Origin of the sequence: Promicromonospora sp. MS192, from assembly GCF_049532985.1 — a bacterium.
Taxonomy (GTDB): domain Bacteria; phylum Actinomycetota; class Actinomycetes; order Actinomycetales; family Cellulomonadaceae; genus Promicromonospora.
Genome location: NZ_CP186693.1, coordinates 4,599,928 through 4,617,710, shown reverse-complemented (window position 1 = coordinate 4,617,710; position 17,783 = coordinate 4,599,928). Strand labels below are relative to the sequence as shown.

The following is a 17,783-nucleotide window of genomic DNA, read 5'->3' as shown; positions in this document are numbered from 1 at the left end:
GCGGCGTCCCGGGCTGGGCGACCGCCGGCGGCTGGACTGCCGCTGACGGCTGGACTGCCGCCGCCGATGCGGCGTCGCGGATGTGCGCTTCTACCCAGCGATTACGCCCAGGAATGACACTGGAAAGGGGCGTAATCGCTGGGTAGACCGACCACATGCGGTCCGGTCAGCGGGGGCGGTAGCGGTTCTCCGGGCGGCCCGTCGCGCCGTAGCGGGGCGTGACCTGGGCGCGGCCCTCGGTGACCAGGTGCTCCAGGTAGCGCCGGGCGCTCACCCGGGACATCCCGACGGCCTCGGCGACCTCGGCGGCCGAGGCGTCGCGCACCTCCACGTGGCCCGACGCCGCCCCGCCCGACACCGCCCCGCCCCCCACCGCATCGCCCCCCACCACAGCACCCGCCACCGCCCCCTCGCCCACCCCGCACAGCCGCATCAGCGCCTCCTGCACCAGCGCCCGGCTCCGTTCGGAGAGCCCCTTCGGCGGCAGTCCCAGGCGAGGCCCCGCGAGGAGCTGGTCCACCTGGTCCTGGTCGAGCGTCGCCTGCGCGCGGCGCACGTCCTCGCGCCGCTGCCACACCTCGTCGAGTCGTTCGCGCAGCGCGGCCGACGTGAACGGCTTGACCAGGTACGCGACCACGCCACCGGCCATGGCCTGCCGCACGCTGTCGAGCTCGCGGGCCGCCGTGGTGGCGACGACGTCGACGGGCGGCCCCGGCAGCAGGCGGAGCCGTCGCAGCACGTCCAGGCCGCCGATGTCCGGCAGGTGCAGGTCGAGCAGCACCAGGTCGGGCCGGAGCTCCGCCGCCAGGCGTAGGGCGTCGGTGCCCGTGCGCGCCTCGCCCACCACGACGAACCGCGGATGGCTCTCGACGAACCCCCGGTGCACGACGGCGACGGCCGGGTCGTCCTCCACCAGGAGCGTCCGGGCGGGGGGAGCGCCCTGATCAGGCATGCCGCCGCCCCTCCGGTGAGGCCGCACCGGCCGTCGCCCCAGCGCTCGCTCCCAGGCGAGCCCCGGCGCGAGCACCAACGCCACCACCATCCGTCGAGGCACCCTCGCGATCCTCGGCCTCGCGGGGGGTCCGCACTCCGCCCTCGCGATCCTCGGCCTCACGGAAGGCCCGCACCCCGCCCTCGCGATCCCCCACCTCACCGGAACCCCGCACCCCACCCCCGCCCGCCACCGGCAGCGACACGCTCACCCGCGCCCCGCCGAGGTCTCCCGACCCCAGCACCACCTCGCCCTCGCGCCGGTCCACCACGCGTCGCACCAGCGCCAGCCCGATGCCGCGGCTGTGCTCGCGGTCGGCCGGGACCTTCGTGGAGAACCCGGCCTTGAACACCTGGTGGTGCAGGTGGTCGGGGATGCCGGGGCCGTCGTCGTCCACCTGGAGGTGCAGGGCCGCGCCGTCCGCGGTCACGAGTACGCGGACCCGGCCCTCGGGTGCCGCGGCGTCCACGGCGTTGTCGATCAGGTTCCCGAGCACCACCAGGGCGTCGGTGTGCAGGGACGAGCTGTCCGCGGTCGTCGGCGGGTCCAGCACGGAGTCCTCCGTGACGTCCAGCGTGACGCCCCGCTCGCGCGCGGTGATGGTCTTGACCAGGAGCAGCGCGGCCAGCTCGGGGGAGCGCACCCCGGGTGCGACGGCCGACGTGCTGAGCAGCCCGCCGTGGCCCGAACGTTCGATGAACGCCACCGCCTCCTCGGTGCGGCCCAGCTCCAGGAGCCCCGAGATCACGTGCACGGTGTTGGCGAACTCGTGGGACCGGGACCGCAGGGCGTCGGTCAGGCCCCGGGTCTCCAGGAGCCCCGCGATGTCCTCGGGCTCCAGCAGGTAGATCCGGCGCCGCACCAGCCGGGTCACCCACGCCGCGCAGAGCACGCCCACCACCGTGGCGGCGGCGAGCGCCCCGAGGAGCCAGCCGCGGTCGTCGGTGAGGTCGGCGCGCAGCTCGGACTCCAGGATGCCGACGCTGGCCGTGCCGATCACGGGGGCGGGCGAGGCGTCGTCGGCGGCGTCGCCGTAGACGGGCACCTTGACCCGCCAGGACGTGCCGAGCGTGCCGGTCTGGGTACCGGTCCAGATCTGCCCGGACAGCGGCACGGAGGGGTCGGTCGAGACGGGCCGCCCGATCTCCTCGGGGTCGGGGTGCGAGTAGCGCACGCCGTGGTCGTCGGTGACGACCACGTAGGTGACCTCGGACGCCTCGCGGATGACCTCGGCGATGGGCTGGATGGTCGCGGAGGGGTCCTCGTCGTCGAACGCGTCGTGGATGGCGGGCAGGCGTGCCACGGACTGGGCCACCCCGGTCATCCGGTCGGCGTAGGCCTCCCGGAGCTGGCGTTCCTGCAGCGTGGAGGCCACGAGGCCGGTGGTGCAGACGAGTACGAGCACGATGACGACCTGCAGCGCCAGCAGCTGCACCCGGAGCGTCATCGCCCTTCTCACGGACGCCAGTGTGCACCGCGGAACGGCCGGGGTGGTAGCGCGGCGCCGTGACCTAAACGACCACAACCTTCGTTGCGACCAGAACCCGGGTCGGGTGCACGGCGCTCCCTACGCTCTCGCCGAGGTGGGCCGGGCAACGTCGCCGGCGCCCACGCATCCGCTCAAGGAGGAGACATGCGCATCATCCGAACCGGGGCCGCTCCCGTCGGGATCGTCCTGGCCCTGGCCCTCACGGGGTGTTCGGGCCTGGAGCCGAACGGCGGTGGCACGGGCGACGCCGCCATCGACGAGCTCAGCATCGTGGTCCCGGCGGCGCCGGGCGGCGGCTGGGACCAGACGGGCCGTGCCCTGCAGACGGACCTGCAGGAGGAGGGCCTGGTCGGTACGGCGACGGTGACCAACGTCGACGGCGCGGGCGGCACGGTCGGCCTGGCGAACATCGCCAACGCGCCGGACCCGAACACGCTGCTCGTGATGGGCCTGGTCATGGTCGGGGCCGTCGAGACCAACCAGTCCCAGGCGCGCATCGAGGACACGACGCCGATCGCCCGCCTCACCGAGGAGCAGGAGGTCATCGTGGTGCCGGCTGAGTCGCCGTACGAGACGGTCGACGACCTGGTGGCGGACATCGAGAAGAACGGCAAGGACGTCTCCGTCACCGGCGGGTCGGCGGGCGGTACCGACCACATGCTCGCGGGCATGCTGCTCCAGGCCGCCGGGCTGCCGGCCGAGGACATCGCGAGCAGCCTCAACTACGTGGCCTACTCCGGTGGCGGCGAGTCGCTGGCGGCCCTGCTCGGCAACAACGTCGACGCGGGCATCTCGGGCATCAGCGAGTACGCCGAGCAGGTCGAGGCAGGTGAGCTGCGGGCGCTCGCGGTCTCGGGCGAGGAGCGGGTGGACGCCCTCCCCGACACGCCGACCCTGACCGAGGCGGGCTACGACGTCGTCCTGACGAACTGGCGTGGCGTGGTCGCCCCGGGTTCGATCGACGACGCCGAGCGCGAGGCGCTGACCTCCGCCGTGACCGAGCTCGCCGGGTCGGACGCGTGGCAGGCGACCCTCCAGGAGAAGGACTGGGACGACGCCTTCCTGGCCGGCGACGAGTTCGACGCGTACCTCGAGGGCAACATCGCGGAGGCCCAGGCGGTGCTGCGGGACATCGGTCTGGTCCAGTGAGTCCCGACACCGCGGCGCCCGGGACGCCGGACGGCCCGACGGCGCCACCGCCGTCGGGCACTCCCGGCCCCGTGGAGGCGCCTCGCCGCCGCTGGGGTGAGCTCGTGCTCGCCGCCGCCACGGCGGCCCTCGGGGTGTACGTGCTGGTGACCGCCGGCAGCATCACGGTGCCGGGCTCGACCAACACGCTGGGTCCGCGCGCCTTCCCGTACCTCGTGGGCGCCCTGCTCCTCGCGGCGGGCGTGGTGCTGGTGGTGCTGGTCCTGAGCGGCCGGGCCGGGCAGGAGGAGGGCGGCGAGGACGTCGACCCCTCCGTCCGGACCGACTGGCTCACGGTGGTGCTGCTCGTGGTGATCCTCGTGGTCCACGTGTTCGCCATCAACGCCGTCGGCTGGCCGGTGGCCGCCGCGCTGCTGTTCGCCGGTGCCGCGGTGGTTCTGGGGGCGCGCCCCTGGTGGCGCGCCGCGCTGGCCGGTCTCGTCCTGGGTCTGCTGATCCAGGTGGTCTTCGGCGGGCTGCTGGGGCTGTCGCTCCCGCCCGGCCCGCTCTTGGAAGGGGTGCCGTTCCTCCGTGGATAACCTCACCGCCCTCGTCGAGGGCTTCGCCACCGTGCTGCACCCGGTGTACCTGCTGTACGCGCTGTTCGGCGTGTTCGTCGGCACGGCGGTCGGCGTGCTGCCGGGCATCGGCCCCGCGATGACCATCGCCCTGCTGCTCCCGCTCACCTACACGCTGGACCCGACGGCAGCGATCATCGTCTTCGCCGGCATCTACTACGGCGGCATGTACGGCGGGTCCACGACGTCGATCCTGCTCAACACGCCGGGCGAGTCCGCCTCGATCGTCACGGCCATCGAGGGAAACAAGATGGCCCGGGCGGGGCGGGGCGCCGCGGCGCTCGCCACCGCGGCGATCGGCTCGTTCGTGGCGGGCACCCTCGCCACGGTCGCACTCACCTTCCTGGCACCCGTCATCGCGCGCTGGGCGGTACGGCTGGGTGAACCCGACTACTTCGCCCTCATGGTGGTCGCGTTCATCACCGTGGGCGCGCTGCTGGGCACGTCGGTGCCGCGCGGGCTCGCGTCGCTGTCGCTCGGCCTGTTCCTCGGCCTGGTCGGCACCGACACGCTCACCGGCCAGCAGCGGTTCACGTTCGGCGTGCCCAACCTGGCCGACGGGATCGACGTCGTCGTGGTCGCCGTCGGCCTGTTCGCCGTCGGGGAGGCGGTCTACGTGGGCTCGCGGATGCGGCACGGGCCCGTGCGGGTCATCCCGGTCGAGAAGGGCTGGCGCACCTGGATGAAGCGCGACGACTGGCGCCGCTCCTGGAAGCCGTGGCTGCGCGGCGCGGCCATCGGGTTCCCCGTCGGCACCATCCCGGCGGGCGGCGCCGACGTCGCCACGTTCCTCTCCTACGCCTCGGAGCGGCGGCTCGCCGGACCACGGCGCAAGGAGTTCGGCAAGGGTGCCATCGAGGGGGTGGCGGGCCCCGAGGCGGCGAACAACGCGGCGGCGTCCGGCGTGCTGGTCCCGCTGCTCACCCTGGGCCTGCCGACCACGGCGACGGCGGCGATCATCATCGTGGCGTTCCAGTCCTACGGCATCCAGCCCGGCCCGCTGCTGCTGCAGAGCGAGTCCTCGCTGGTGTGGGCGCTGATCGCCAGCCTGTACGTCGGCAACCTCATGCTGGTGGTGCTGAACCTGCCGCTGGTGGGCATGTGGGTCAAGGTGCTGCGCATCCCGCGGCACTACCTCTACGCGGGCATCCTCCTGTTCGGTGCGCTGGGTTCGTACGCGCTGAACTTCTCGCCCGTGGACGTGCTGCTGCTGGTGATCATCGGGCTGGCCGGGTTCTTCATGCGGCGCTACGGCTACCCCGTGGCACCGCTGGTGGTCGGCATGATCCTCGGCCCGATGGCGGAGGACCGGCTGCGCCGCTCCCTCGCGATCAGCCAGGGCGACCTGTCCTACCTGGTGACCAGCCCCTTCGCCGCCACCGCCTACGGGGCGATCGTGGTGCTGCTGGTCGTGGGCCTCTGGCTCAAGCGCCGCGAGCGGGCCGAGGAGGCCTAGGGGAACACTGGTTAGGCTCGCCGTATGAGCACCGCACTGATCACCGGCGCGTCCGCCGGCCTGGGCCTCGAGTTCGCCCGCCAGCTCGCGGCGGACCAGCACGACCTGGTGCTGGTCGCGCGGAGCGAGGAACGACTCCACCGGGTCGCCGAGGAGCTCAGCTCCGCCTACGGGGTGGCGATCGAGGTGCTCCCGGCGGACCTCTCGACGGCCGACGGCGTCGCGCGGGTCGCGCAGCGGCTCGCCGTCGTCGGCGGCCGCCCGGGGGAGGGGGACCTGCGTCCCGTCGGGCTGCTCGTGAACAACGCGGGCTTCACGACGAGCGGGAACTTCGTGACGGGCCGCGTCACGACCGAACGGCGCGGGATCGCCGTCATGGTGACGGCGGTGATGGAGCTGACCCACGCCGCCGTCGGGCAGATGCTCGAACGCGACCGGGGCGCGATCCTCAACGTCGGCTCGGTCGCGGCCCTCACCGCCGGCGGCACGTACGCGGCGGCCAAGGCGTACGTGCGGACCTTCACCGACTCCCTCGCGGTGGAGCTCAAGGGCACCGGCGTGACGGCCACGCTGCTGTCCCCCGGGTTCATGCACACCGAGTTCCACGCGCGCGCGGGTATCGCCGACGCCGCGTCGTCGGCCGTCCCGTCCTGGGGCTGGCTCGACGTCGAGGACGTGGTCCGGCAGGCCCTGGCGGACGTGCGCCGCGGCGTCGTCCTGTCGACGCCGTCGGTGCGCTACAAGGTGGCCTCCGCGGCGCTGCGTGCCGCGCCCCGCTGGGCGGTCCGGGCGCTGGGCAAGTACCGCTGACCGGCCGGGCCGGCCGACGTCAGAGCCAGCCGACCCGCTTGAAGACGCGGTACAGGATGGCGCCGAGCACCACCATCACGAGCAGCGCGAGCGGGTACCCGAACGTCCAGTGCAGCTCGGGCATGTGCCTGAAGTTCATGCCGTAGACGGTGCCGACCAGGGACGGCGCGAAGAGGATCGCCGCCCACGCGGAGATCTGCTTCATCTGCTCGTTCTGCTCCTGCGTGACGAGGGTCGAGTGCGCGCCCAGCACGTTGGCCAGCAGCGACCGGTAGGTGTCGGCGGTCTCCGCGTACTTGACGGCGTGGTCCAGCACGCTGCGCAGGTGGCGTTCGAGCTCCACGTACCCGGGTCCGCGCTCCGCGGGCGGTGCGTCGTCGCGCAGCGCGCGCAGCACGTCCACCAGGGGCAGGGTGGCCCGCTGCAGGCCGATCACCTCGCGGGTCGCCTCGTAGATCCCCCGCGAGACCTCCGGGTCGCGGGAGAACAGCCGGTCCTCGACCTGGTCGATGTCGGTGCGCAGCCGCGTGACGACGGGCCGGTAGGTGTCGACCACCTGCTCCAGCAGCGTCGCGAGGATCGCCCGGGGCCCGTGGCGCAGCAGGTTCGGCCGGCTCTCCAGCCGCTCGCGCATCGTCGCCAGGTCCGGCACGGCGGACCGGCGGATCGTCACCACGAAGTCCGGGCCCACCCAGGCGTGCACCGTGCCGAACTCCACCCGGCCGATCCGGCCGTCACCGGAACCGTCCGGGTCGAGCGCGGGGTGCAGCACCATGAACAGGGCGTCGTCGAACCGCTCGATCTTGGGCCGCTGGTGCACGGCGATGGCGTCCTCGACGGCGAGGTGGTGCAGGGCGAACTCGGCGGCGACCTGCTGGATCTCCTCGGCCGTCGGCCACGCCAGGTCGACCCACGCGATGCCGCCCCGTGCCCGCGTGATCTCGTAGGTCTCCTCGATGCTCGCCGGGTTCGCCGTGCGCCGGCCGTCCACGTACACCGCGTTGTCCATGATGGTCACAGCCACACCTTCGCAGATGCCGGGGGCGGCCGGGTGGCGGACGGCGGCCGGTCGGCGGCGTCGCGCCGCGACGTACCCTTGCACCGTGAACGCTGACTTCTCCCCGACCCCGCGCGAGCAGCTCGCCGAGCTCATCAAGGAGCTCGCCGTGGTGCACGGCAAGGTGACCCTGTCCTCCGGCAAGCAGGCCGACTACTACGTCGACCTGCGCCGCATCACGCTGCACCACCGGGCCGCCCCGCTCGTGGGGCACGTGCTCCTGGACCACCTGGAGGAGGTCGGGCTGGGCACGGCCGAGATCGACGCCGTCGGCGGCCTGACCCTGGGCGCGGACCCGATCGCGGACGCGCTGCTGCACGCCGCGGCCTCGCGCGGGCAGGACCTGGACGCGTTCGTGGTCCGCAAGGCGGCCAAGGCGCACGGCATGCAGCGCCAGATCGAGGGCCCGGACATCGCCGGCCGCAAGGTGGTCGTCGTGGAGGACACGACGACGACGGGCGGCTCGCCGATCGCGGCGATCGAGGCCGCACGGGCCGCCGGCGCCGAGGTGCTGGGCGTCGCGACGATCGTGGACCGGGCCACCGGCGCGGGCGAGAAGATCGAGGCGCTCGGGGTGCCGTACCACTACCTGTACGGCCTCGAGGACCTCGGCCTCGCCTGAGCCCGTTACCGTAAAACTGGCCGTCTCCATATCACTCCCCCGTGGAGACTTTTGCCTAGCCCTACTGTATCTTTAAGTTCATGGGGCCATTTGTCGCATTAGTCCTGCTCGTCGTCGGCGTCGTGACCTTCACGGTCACCGCGGCGCGGTTCATGGGGCGCGGGCGCTCGCAGGACGTGCAGCGGTGGGCCGAGGCGAACGGGTGGGAGTACGTGGGCACGGACCCGACGCTCGCCCAGCGCTGGAGCGGCCGGCCGTTCGGCGTGGGCCTGGACCGCACGGCGCGCGACGTGCTCCGGGGCAACGTCGACGGGTTCGACATGGTCTCGTTCACCTACACGTGGCGCACCGGCTCGCCCGACGGCGACACGCGCCGCCCGGGGCTGCGCCGGACCGCCCACGTCGTGGCGCTCGACGCGCTCCCGGGCGAGCCCGTGGTCGACCTGTCGCCGGAGGGCCTCCGCGAGAAGTGGCAGAAGCTCTTCGGCGCGCAGGACGTCCAGATCGACAACCCTGCCTTCGACGGCCAGTGGCTCGTGCGCACCTCGGACGAGTTCTTCGCGCGCCGCGCCCTGGACGCCCGGCTCGCGAACATCGTGATGCTGCCCGACTTCCACGGCTCCCGGCTGCGGATCGAGGGGCCGTCGGTGCTGCTGTGGCGTCCGGGTCGCACGGACGTGACCACGCTGACCGAGCGGGCCAAGCGGGTCGCCGACGTGGCGCGCATCGTGCTGCCCATGGAGAAGGGCGGGCCCCGCTTCGAGTCCGGCGGCACGATCGACGGGTTCGGCATCCCGGGCCTGACCTGACGGCTCCGGGCGGGCCGCCGACACAGGCCAGACCCGGTCCGGATCAGACCCGGTCGACGACGTCCGCGATCGAGTTCAGCACGTGGCTCGGGCGGAACGGGTACTTGTCGACCTCGTCGGCCGCCGTCGACCCCGTGAGCACCAGGAACGTCTCCAGGCCGGCCTCCATGCCGCCCAGGATGTCGGTGTCCATACGGTCGCCCACCATGGCCGTCGACTCCGAGTGCGCGCCGATCAGGTTGAGCGCCGAGCGGAACAGCACCGGGTTGGGCTTGCCCACGTAGTAGGGCTGCCGGCCGGTCGCCGCCGTGATCATCGCGGCCACCGAGCCCGCGGCGGGCAGGAGCCCCTCCTGCGACGGCCCGGTCACGTCCGGGTTGGTGCAGATGAACCGGGCGCCGCCCGTGATCAGGCGGATCGCCTTGGTGATGGCCTCGAACGAGTACGTGCGGGTCTCCCCGAGCACCACGTAGTCGGGGTCCGACTCGGTGAGCGTGAAGCCCGCCTGGTGCAGCGCGGTCGTCAGGCCCGCCTCGCCGATCGCGTACGCGCTGCCGCCGGGGATCTGGTCCGCGACGAACTGCGCGGTGGCCAGGGCCGACGTCCAGATGTTCTCCTCCGGCACGTCGATCCCGCTGTACGCGAGCCGGGCGCGCAGGTCGCGCGGCGTGAAGATCGAGTTGTTCGTCAGGACGAGGAACGGCAGGTCCTTGTCCCGTAGCGCCTTGATGAACTCGGGACCGCCGGGCAGGGCCGTGCCCTCGTGCACCAGCACGCCGTCCATGTCCGTGAGCCAGGCCTCGGTGGTGCGCTCCATGCGGCTCAGCCTAGTGTCCTAGGCTTCGGCCCGTGACCAACCAGTACCGAGAAGCGGTCCGTCCTGTCCCGGTCCGGCGTCATGCCTCACCGCCCACCACGACACCCTGGTCGGCGGCGCCTGGGAACGCGGTGCGGGGCGGGCTGGTCGGTGCGGCCGAGTCGGTCCCCGGCATCAGCGGCGGCACCATCGCCCTCGTGGTCGGCCTGTACGACGCGCTGCTGGGCGCCGCCAGCCAGCTCGTGCACGCGGGTCGGGAGCTGGTCCAGGGCGTGGCCGGACGGCGCGGCCTGCGGCCGGCCGGAGCGGCTCTGCGCCAGATCGACTGGCCGTTCCTCGTCCCGGTGCTCGCCGGCATGGCGGTGGTCCTGCTCGTCTCCCTGAGCACGATCGCCCCCCTGCTCGAGTCGAACCCGGTGCCGATGCGGGCGCTGTTCTTCGGCATGATCGCGGTCTCGGTCAGCGTGCCCGTGCGGATGATGCCGCGCCGGTTCGGGGCGCTCGACGTGGTGCTGCTGCTCGCCGGCGCGGTGGCCGCCTTCTTCCTCACCGGTCTGCCCGCGTCCGAGATCGACGACCCGCCCCTGTGGCTGGTGTTCGTCGGTGCCGCGGTGGCGATCAACGCGCTGGTGCTGCCCGGTGTGTCGGGGTCCTTCGTGCTGCTCGCCATGGGTCTGTACGTGCCGGTGCAGCAGGCGCTGCACGACCGCGACCTCGCGTTCGTGGGCGTGTTCCTGCTGGGCGCGGCGATCGGCCTCGGGTCGTTCGTCAAGCTGCTGCACTGGCTCCTGGAGGAGCGCCGGCAGGGCACCATGGCGCTGCTCGCGGGCCTCATGGTCGGCTCGCTCCGGTCCCTGTGGCCGTGGCAGGACGACGCCGGCGCACTGCTCGCGCCGTCGGGCGGCATCGCCCTGCCGGTGCTGCTCGCCGTCGCGGGTGCAGCCGTCGTGCTGGTCGCGATCTGGTGGGAGGCGCGCCGGACGCCTGCGGCGCCGGGCGCCGCGGTGGACCGTGGCTGACGATCCCGTCGCCGCGCGGCCTGAACCGGCCGAGCCCCCGGTCGGCGTCGGGCCGTGGGTGGGTCCCTCGCCCGACGACCCCCGCTACGACCCCGAGCTGCTCGCCGCGGGCGACCGCCGCAACGTGACCGACGAGTACCGGTACTGGTCGGTCGAGGCCATCGTCGCGGACCTCGACACCCGCCGGCACCCCTTCCACGTGGCGATCGAGAACTGGGCGCACGACCTCAACATCGGCTCCGTGGTCCGCACCGCCAACGCCTTCAACACCGCGGGCGTGCACGTGGTGGGCCGACGCCGCTGGAACCGCCGGGGTGCCATGGTCACCGACCGGTACCTGCACGTGACGCACCACCCGGACGCGGAGGCTCTCGCCGGATGGGCCGCGACGGCGGGACCCGGCGGCGGACGCCTGCCGGTGGTCGGCATCGACAACGTGCCCGGCTCCGTGCCCATCGAGGGGTACGCGCTGCCGCGCCACTGCGTGCTGCTGTTCGGCCAGGAGTCCACCGGCCTGACGGACGAGGCCCAGGCGGCGTGCGACGTCGTCCTGCACATCACGCAGTACGGCTCGACGCGGTCGATCAACGCGGGCGCGGCGGCCGCGATCGCCATGCACACCTGGGTCGAGCAGCACGCGTGACGGGCGCGGCGCGCCCTCACGGCGTGCCCCCGAGCCGGTGACCGACGGCGGTAAGCCGTTGCCCCTCGCCCCGCCGCTCGGACAGGATCGTCGGGTGAATCAGCGACCCCTCGTGCGTGACCGGAACTTCCTCGTCTTCTGGGGTACCCAGACGTTCTCGGTGCTCGGGGACTCGTTCTCCGTGGTCGCCTTCCCGCTGCTGATGCTGGAGGCCACCGGGTCGCTCCTGCAGATGGGGCTGCTGACGAGCGTCATGGCGGCAGGCTCGCTCTCGATGGGGCTCGTGGGCGGGGCGATCGTCGACCGGTTCGACCGCCGCCGGCTCCTGATCGCGTGCGACGTGGCACGCCTGCTCCTGTTCGCCGCCGTGCCCGTGTGCTGGGCGATCGACCCCCAGGTGTGGCTGCTGTTCGTGGTCGCGGGCGTGGCGTCGGTGTTCGGGCAGCTCTTCCAGATCACCTACATCACGGCCGTGCCCACCCTCGTGGGCCGGGAACGGGTGGCCGAGGCCAACGGAAAGCTCCAGGCCACGGCGTCGCTCGCCAGCATCGGCGGGCCCGCCCTGGCCGGGCTCGTGGCGGCCGCGGCCGGCGTCACCGCGGCCATCGCCGTCGACGCGGCGACCTTCGGCATCTCGGCGCTCGGGCTGCTCGCCGTGCGGCTGTCGCGGACCGCGCCCGCGGGCACGGTCGACCGCGCGGGCCTGGGCCAGGACCTGCGGACCGGCTTCGTCACCGGCGCCCGGTTCCTGTGGCGGCACCCCGTGCTCCGGGTGCTGACCGTCTTCCTGACCATCACCACCTTCGTCACCTACGGGATGACCGACGTGATCATCTACCAGGTGCGGCACGGCCTGGGCCAGGGCGAGACCGTGGTGGGGTACGTGATGGCCGCCGCGGGCGTCGGCACCTGCGTGGCGGCGGCCCTGTCCGCCTGGTTGCGGCGCCGGCTGGGGTTCGGCGCGCTCTGGCTGGGCGCCATGACCCTGTGCGGCGCGGCCGCGGGCGTCCTGGCCCTGGGGCAGCACGTGCTCGTGATCGGTGCGGCCGTGCTCGGCTTCTGGTTCGGGCTGATGCTCGCCGCGGTGTCCTCGATGTCGCTGCGCCAGATGGTCACGCCCGACGCGCTCCTCGGGCGCGTGACCGCCGCGTTCTGGACCATCCACTACAGCCTCGCGCCGCTCGGTGCGGCCGCCCTCACCGCGGCGGCGGACCGGTTCGGTGCCGCGCGACCGCTGCTCGCCGTCGCCGTCGTGTACCTCGGGGTCGTGGGCGTCGCGTTCTTCACCCCCGTCCGCAGCCGCAACCCGGAGGGCCTGGCCGTCGGCTGAGCAGCGGAAAAGACGAAAAGCACAGCGTTGCGGCCGTTCGACTGTCGAGCGGGCGCACACAACGCCTGGTGGATCATGGCAAGATCGATGGTGCATCCCCGGGCGGCCCTGGACACTCTCGCGACCGCCCACCTCACCATTCGTTTGGAGTTTCCCAGATGCCCATCGCAACCCCTGAGATCTACGCCGAGATGATCGACCGCGCGAAGGCCGGCAAGTTCGCCTACCCCGCCGTCAACATCACCTCGTCGCAGACCATCACTGCCGCACTTCAGGGCTTTGCCGAGGCGGAGTCGGACGGCATCATCCAGGTTTCCGTGGGCGGCGGCGAGTACGCGTCCGGCTCGACGGTGAAGGACCGGGTCTCGGGCTCCCTCGCGCTCGCGGCGTACGCCACCGAGGTGGCCAAGGGCTACGGCGTCAACATCGCCATCCACACGGACCACTGCACTGCCGACAAGCTCGACTCCTGGGTCAAGCCGCTGCTCGCGATCGAGGCCGAGCAGGTCAAGAACGGCGGCCTGCCGACGTTCCAGTCGCACATGTTCGACGGCTCCACCGTGCCGCTGGACGAGAACCTGGTGATCGCCGCGGAGCTCCTCGAGCTGTCGCAGGCCGCGCGCACGATCCTCGAGATCGAGATCGGCGTGGTCGGTGGCGAGGAGGACGGCCACACCGCCGAGATCAACGACAAGCTGTACACCACGGCCGAGGACGGCCTGGCCACGGTCCGCGCCCTCGGCGCGGGCGAGAAGGGCCGCTACCTGACGGCGCTCACCTTCGGCAACGTGCACGGCGTGTACAAGCCGGGTGCCGTGAAGCTGCGCCCGGAGATCCTGCTGGACATCCAGAAGGCCGTGGGCTCGGAGATCGGCAAGGACATGCCGTTCGACCTGGTCTTCCACGGTGGTTCGGGCTCGACGGCGGAGGAGATCTCCGCGGCCGTCGACAACGGCGTCATCAAGATGAACATCGACACCGACACGCAGTACGCGTTCACGCGTCCCGTGGTCGAGCACATGTTCAAGAACTACGACGGCGTGCTGAAGATCGACGGCGAGGTGGGCAACAAGAAGGCGTACGACCCGCGCGCCTGGGGCAAGTCGGCGGAGGCCGGCATGGCCGCCCGCATCGTCGAGGCCTGCCAGCAGCTCCGCTCGGCCGGTCAGAAGCTCTGACCCCTCGGCCGGGGTCGCCGCGCACGCGGGACGACCCCGGCCCGGGTACGGGACGGCCCGCGACACGGTTCGTGTCGCGGGCCGTCGTGCGTGCGGGCCGGTCGCGGCGGCGGTCCGCCGTGGGGCTCGTCAGGAGGCGGGCGGGCCGCTCACCCCGGCGGGGGCGGCCGTGCTGCCCGACGGCGGGCCTGCCGGGCCGTCGTCGTCCAGCTCGAAGCCCGGGTCCTCGTCCACGATGTCCAGCAGGTCGCCGATCCGGGTGACCTCCAGCAGGAAGCGCACCGTGGGCGGTGCGCGCAGCACGCGGACCCGGTGCGGGCTGCGGCTGGCCAGGCGCGCGAGGAACGCGACGCCGGACGAGTCCATGAAGGTCACGTGGTGCGCGTCGATCTCCACGGGCAGACGCGACTCCTCGGCGGCCGCCGTCGCCTCGTGCAGGTCGCCGCCGATGTCGGCGTCGATCTCGCCGGAGAGCACGATCCGGGCCCGGGACTTGCCCACGATGACGTGGATGCTCGCGGGGTCCCCGATCTCGGGGCTCTGCTGTCCGGGGTCCTGGGGGCTCCCGCCCTGCGGACCGCGCGGGGGGTCGTATGTTCCGTCCTGCACGGTTCTCCTTCCGGGAGCAATGGTGGTGGCGCTGTGTCGGTCCGATGATAGAGGTTGTGCTTCAGATCTCGGACCGTCCCAATCTACGGTTGAATGTCCTGCTGGAACAGCACCTCGCGCAATAGACATGGATGGGAGGGCATTTTGACCGATTCATCCGGTCTGACACCGTCCTCTCCGCAGCCCCGGCATCCCGGACTCTCGGTATTCGGCCTCGGCCGCGCCCAGGACGGGACGAACGCCACGAACGACACGCCGGACGGGAACGGATTCCATTTCGGTCGGGCCACCGCACCGACCACCGAGAACGCATCACCCGACGACAGGCCGGCCGACCCGCCCGCCGGCGCGCACCGTGCCCGGTCCGCCGAGCCGTACCGGGCACCCGGGTCCGAACCGCGCCGGGGCATGGCGGGCACCGGTATCCCGCGCACCCTTCCCCCGTCGATCGGTGACGTGGTGCTGCGTGCCGCCGTGAACGTCGGGATCCCGGTCTTCCTCACGGGGCCCACCGAGGACGGCATGCCGATGCTGTGGGCCAACAGCGCCTTCGAGCGCTACGCGGGCGTCCGGTTCAGCGACTTCGCGGGCTTCACGGTGCGCCGCCTCGGCGAGATGCTGGTGGAGCCGCAGGACCTGGAGCGCATGACGGAGCTCGTCAACGCGGGCCAGGAGGTGCACGCCACCGTGCGGTCGCACGTCCGTGGCGGCACCCACGGCTGGGCCCAGCTCACGCTCACCCCGGCCCGTGCCGGGCACAGCGACCGCATCACCCACTGGGTCGGCTTCAGCGTGGACGTGTCCGACCACATGGAACGCCACGCGGCGCAGCTCGCGAGCCTGGAGGTCGAGCGCCAGCAGCGCGAGGACCTCGACCTCATCGCGCAGACCACCGAGATCCTCACGGACCTGGAGTACCCGTACGCCCTGCGCGACATCGCGGAGCTGCTCCAGTCGATGGTGCGCTGGGCCGGCTTCTACGTGAACGACGACGGGCTCAAGCACGCCGCCGGCATCGACGTCGCGGCACCGCCGAGCGGCCGCGGCCGCCGTCACGCCCGGTACATCGAGGGCGACAACATCGCGGACAAGTCCCTGCGGCGTCGTCCGCAGACGGACGCCCTCGGCGACTCCGTCACGACGGGCCCGATGCCGATCCTCGAGGTCGTGGACTCGGTGCAGGACGTGCTCGACGGCGTGCTCGACGGTCCCGTCGCGCTGCACCTCGACATCCCGCACGCACCGCACTCGGCGTCCGGCTGGCTGCAGCGCGACCTCACGCTGCGCCTGGCGGACGAGCTGGGCAAGGCGCCCGACTCCGTGGTGGTGCACCCCGTCGCCGGGCGGCGGGACGTGCTGGGCCTCGTGGTGATCGTCCCGGACGAGGACGAGTCCGGCGAGTACGTGGAGGCCGAGGAGCCCGACACGCTGCGCACCGTCGTGGAGGTCGTGGCCCGCCGCGCGGGCAGCGCCATCGACAACGCGCGCATGTACGCGCGTGAGCACCGCCTCGCCGAGACCCTGCAGCGCGCCATGCTCCCCGAGCAGGCGGACGTCGCGGGCCTGGACGTGTGGACCTACTACGCGCCCAACGCCGAGCACGCCCAGGTCGGCGGCGACTGGTACGACGTGCTGCAGATCTCGCCGGAGCTGGTCGGCATCGTGATCGGCGACGTCGTGGGGCACGACGTCGAGGCGGCCGCCACCATGGGTCAGCTCCGGTCCGTGGTGCGCTCGTACGCGTTCGAGCTGTCCACCCCGAGCCGCGTGCTCGAACGCGTGGACCAGCTCGTGGCCGGCATGGGCATCCCCCGCTCGGCGAGCATGGTGTACGCCTCCCTCAAGCGCGAGGAGGCGCCGGACACCTGGACGGTCGGCTACTCGCGTGCCGGCCACCTGCCGCCGCTGCTGCTGCGCGGCGGCAAGGTGATCAAGATGGACGAGGGTGGCGGCGCGCTCGTCGGCTTCGGCTCGCGCGAGCGGAGCACGGGCGAGGTCCGGCTCCAGGCCGGCGACACGCTCCTGTTCTACACGGACGGCCTCATCGAACGGCGCGACCGGTCGCTGCGGCTGGGCCTGGAGGCGCTGCTGGAGACGGCGTCGGCGATCACGGCGCGTGACGCCGCGGGCGTGGGCGAGGAGCTGCTCTCCCGCCTCGCGGACGCACCCGAGGACGACGTCGCGATCGTCGTCGTCCGCATCCCCGACCCGACGGGCGACGCCGGGGAGACCGCGCTGTCGCCGCGCTGGCGGCGCTGGATGCTGCCGAGCGAGCCGTCGTCGATCGGCCGCGCCCGGCACGCCGTGCTGCGCACCTGCCAGGCGTGGGGCATCGAGGAGTCGGCGCAGGCCGAGCTGGTGGTCTCGGAGCTGGTGGCGAACGGTGTGCTGCACGGCTGGGGGCACATCGCGCTGCGCCTGTACGACACGGGTGACGGCCTGCGCATCGAGGTCGAGGACAACAACCCGGCACCCCCGGTGGCCACCGACGGGCACCCCAACCGGCTGGGCGGCTTCGGCATGCAGATCGTCGACCGGCTGGCCGAGTGGGGCTGGCGCCCGTCCGGCAGCGGAAAGCTGGTCTGGGCGAAGCTGCGCCGCCAGCCCACCCCGCCGAAGTAGCCGCGCCGCGGGGCGCCTGGGTCACCGAGTGGCCCGGGCGTCCGGCAGTGTGAGGTGGATAACGTTTTACGCGGTGGACGCGTCGCGATGGGACAACGGTGACCCGTCGTCCTCGCGCGAGGACATGACCGCGAACCCCGAGTCGGGGGCCGAGGGCTCGCACGCGTGCTCGTCGTCGACGCGGAAGAGCTCCATCGCGCCGCACACCTCGAGCACGAACAGGTCGCGCTCGTCGGCGCCGCGGATGACGGTGGCGCCGCCGCGCTTGCGGCCGGCGTCGGCCAGGGAGATGAGGAACGCCGCTCCGGTGGAGTCCATGAAGGTGACCCGGCACATGTCGATGACGAGCAGCTGCCGGCGCAGACCGACCACGCGCGCCGCGATCTCCGGGAACTGGTCTCGTTCGGCGAGGTCGAGGTCGCCGGCGATCACGAGCGTCGTCGTCGTGGGAGACGTCGCGATCTCGATCATGTGTCGAGCGTAACGACTGTTGCTCGATCGCACCGGATGAAAGGCAAAATTCACCGCCTCGGCAGAGCTCGCGGGCAATCCGGTGCGCCCGGCT

General features: G+C 72.6%; 17 protein-coding genes. 11 read left to right on the top strand and 6 right to left on the bottom strand.

The genetic code is table 11. The annotated features are described in order from the left end of the window. Positions 1-166 precede the first annotated feature (166 nt). Together ACO229_RS20640 and ACO229_RS20635 are read right to left on the bottom strand one after the other, a co-directional pair. Positions 167-952 carry a response regulator gene (locus tag ACO229_RS20640; RefSeq protein ID WP_423462634.1) on the bottom strand — a complete coding sequence of 262 codons (786 nt, stop codon included), beginning with the start codon at positions 950-952 and terminating at the stop codon, positions 167-169. After that, positions 945-2,450: a sensor histidine kinase gene (locus ACO229_RS20635; RefSeq protein WP_423462633.1), complete on the bottom strand. Its 1,506-nt coding sequence runs from the start codon at positions 2,448-2,450 to the stop codon at positions 945-947. Before ACO229_RS20635 ends, ACO229_RS20640 begins: the two co-directional genes overlap by 8 nt. 174 nt (positions 2,451-2,624) lie before the next feature. Here ACO229_RS20635 and ACO229_RS20630 point away from each other — a divergent pair, with 174 nt between their 5' ends. Genes ACO229_RS20630 through ACO229_RS20615 form a run of 4 tightly spaced genes read left to right on the top strand, consistent with a single transcriptional unit; the run spans position 2,625 to position 6,512 of the window. Beyond that, complete coding sequence (locus ACO229_RS20630) at positions 2,625-3,629, top strand: Bug family tripartite tricarboxylate transporter substrate binding protein (protein ID WP_397429423.1); 1,005 nt, start codon at positions 2,625-2,627, stop codon at positions 3,627-3,629. Beyond that, positions 3,626-4,207 (top strand): tripartite tricarboxylate transporter TctB family protein, encoded by a 582-nt coding sequence (locus tag ACO229_RS20625; RefSeq protein ID WP_397429424.1) that lies wholly within the window; start codon positions 3,626-3,628, stop codon positions 4,205-4,207. Before ACO229_RS20630 ends, ACO229_RS20625 begins: the two co-directional genes overlap by 4 nt. Continuing rightward, positions 4,200-5,702, top strand: a complete 1,503-nt coding sequence (locus tag ACO229_RS20620) for a tripartite tricarboxylate transporter permease (protein WP_423462632.1) — start codon at positions 4,200-4,202, stop codon at positions 5,700-5,702. The genes ACO229_RS20625 and ACO229_RS20620 overlap by 8 nt, the downstream gene beginning before the upstream one ends. Positions 5,703-5,726: 24 nt before the next feature. Continuing rightward, positions 5,727-6,512: an SDR family NAD(P)-dependent oxidoreductase gene (locus ACO229_RS20615; protein ID WP_423462631.1), complete on the top strand. Its 786-nt coding sequence runs from the start codon at positions 5,727-5,729 to the stop codon at positions 6,510-6,512. 19 nt (positions 6,513-6,531) lie between these two features. On the opposite strand, the gene ACO229_RS20610 is transcribed toward ACO229_RS20615, so the two are convergent. After that, complete coding sequence (locus ACO229_RS20610) at positions 6,532-7,530, bottom strand: magnesium and cobalt transport protein CorA (RefSeq protein WP_423462630.1); 999 nt, start codon at positions 7,528-7,530, stop codon at positions 6,532-6,534. Between the two features lie 85 nt (positions 7,531-7,615). On the opposite strand from ACO229_RS20610, the gene pyrE reads away from it, so the two are divergent. Then, entirely contained in the window at positions 7,616-8,191 is a 576-nt protein-coding gene (gene pyrE / locus ACO229_RS20605) for an orotate phosphoribosyltransferase (protein WP_423462629.1), read from the top strand. 80 nt (positions 8,192-8,271) lie between these two features. Beyond that, complete coding sequence (locus ACO229_RS20600) at positions 8,272-9,000, top strand: hypothetical protein (protein ID WP_397416455.1); 729 nt, start codon at positions 8,272-8,274, stop codon at positions 8,998-9,000. A 43-nt stretch (positions 9,001-9,043) separates the two neighbouring features. Here the strand turns inward: ACO229_RS20600 and ACO229_RS20595 are convergent, their stop codons facing one another. Next, positions 9,044-9,817, bottom strand: a complete 774-nt coding sequence (locus tag ACO229_RS20595; protein ID WP_397416458.1) for an HAD-IIA family hydrolase — start codon at positions 9,815-9,817, stop codon at positions 9,044-9,046. Positions 9,818-9,849: 32 nt separating this feature from the next. On the opposite strand from ACO229_RS20595, the gene ACO229_RS20590 reads away from it, so the two are divergent. The 4 genes from ACO229_RS20590 (at position 9,850) to fbaA (ending at position 13,987) form a co-directional block, all read left to right on the top strand. Then, positions 9,850-10,836, top strand: a complete 987-nt coding sequence (locus ACO229_RS20590; RefSeq protein WP_397429429.1) for a DUF368 domain-containing protein — start codon at positions 9,850-9,852, stop codon at positions 10,834-10,836. Continuing rightward, entirely contained in the window at positions 10,829-11,479 is a 651-nt protein-coding gene (locus ACO229_RS20585; protein WP_397429430.1) for a TrmH family RNA methyltransferase, read from the top strand. The genes ACO229_RS20590 and ACO229_RS20585 overlap by 8 nt, the downstream gene beginning before the upstream one ends. Positions 11,480-11,573: 94 nt before the next feature. Continuing rightward, the gene (locus ACO229_RS20580) at positions 11,574-12,809 is read left to right on the top strand and encodes an MFS transporter (protein WP_423462628.1); all 1,236 of its coding nucleotides are present in this window, start codon (positions 11,574-11,576) and stop codon (positions 12,807-12,809) included. A gap of 158 nt (positions 12,810-12,967) precedes the next feature. Next, on the top strand, positions 12,968-13,987 hold the full coding sequence (fbaA, locus tag ACO229_RS20575; RefSeq protein WP_397416466.1) for a class II fructose-bisphosphate aldolase: 1,020 nt from the start codon (positions 12,968-12,970) through the stop codon (positions 13,985-13,987). 129 nt (positions 13,988-14,116) lie between these two features. Here fbaA and ACO229_RS20570 read toward each other — a convergent pair whose 3' ends face one another. Then, positions 14,117-14,596 carry an STAS domain-containing protein gene (locus ACO229_RS20570; protein ID WP_397416468.1) on the bottom strand — a complete coding sequence of 160 codons (480 nt, stop codon included), beginning with the start codon at positions 14,594-14,596 and terminating at the stop codon, positions 14,117-14,119. 408 nt (positions 14,597-15,004) lie between these two features. On the opposite strand from ACO229_RS20570, the gene ACO229_RS20565 reads away from it, so the two are divergent. Then, on the top strand, positions 15,005-17,218 hold the full coding sequence (locus ACO229_RS20565) for a SpoIIE family protein phosphatase (protein WP_423462627.1): 2,214 nt from the start codon (positions 15,005-15,007) through the stop codon (positions 17,216-17,218). Positions 17,219-17,284: 66 nt separating this feature from the next. Here the strand turns inward: ACO229_RS20565 and ACO229_RS20560 are convergent, their stop codons facing one another. Then, a complete protein-coding gene (locus ACO229_RS20560; RefSeq protein ID WP_423462626.1) occupies positions 17,285-17,689 on the bottom strand; it encodes an STAS domain-containing protein in 405 nt (134 codons plus the stop codon). Positions 17,690-17,783 lie beyond the last annotated feature (94 nt).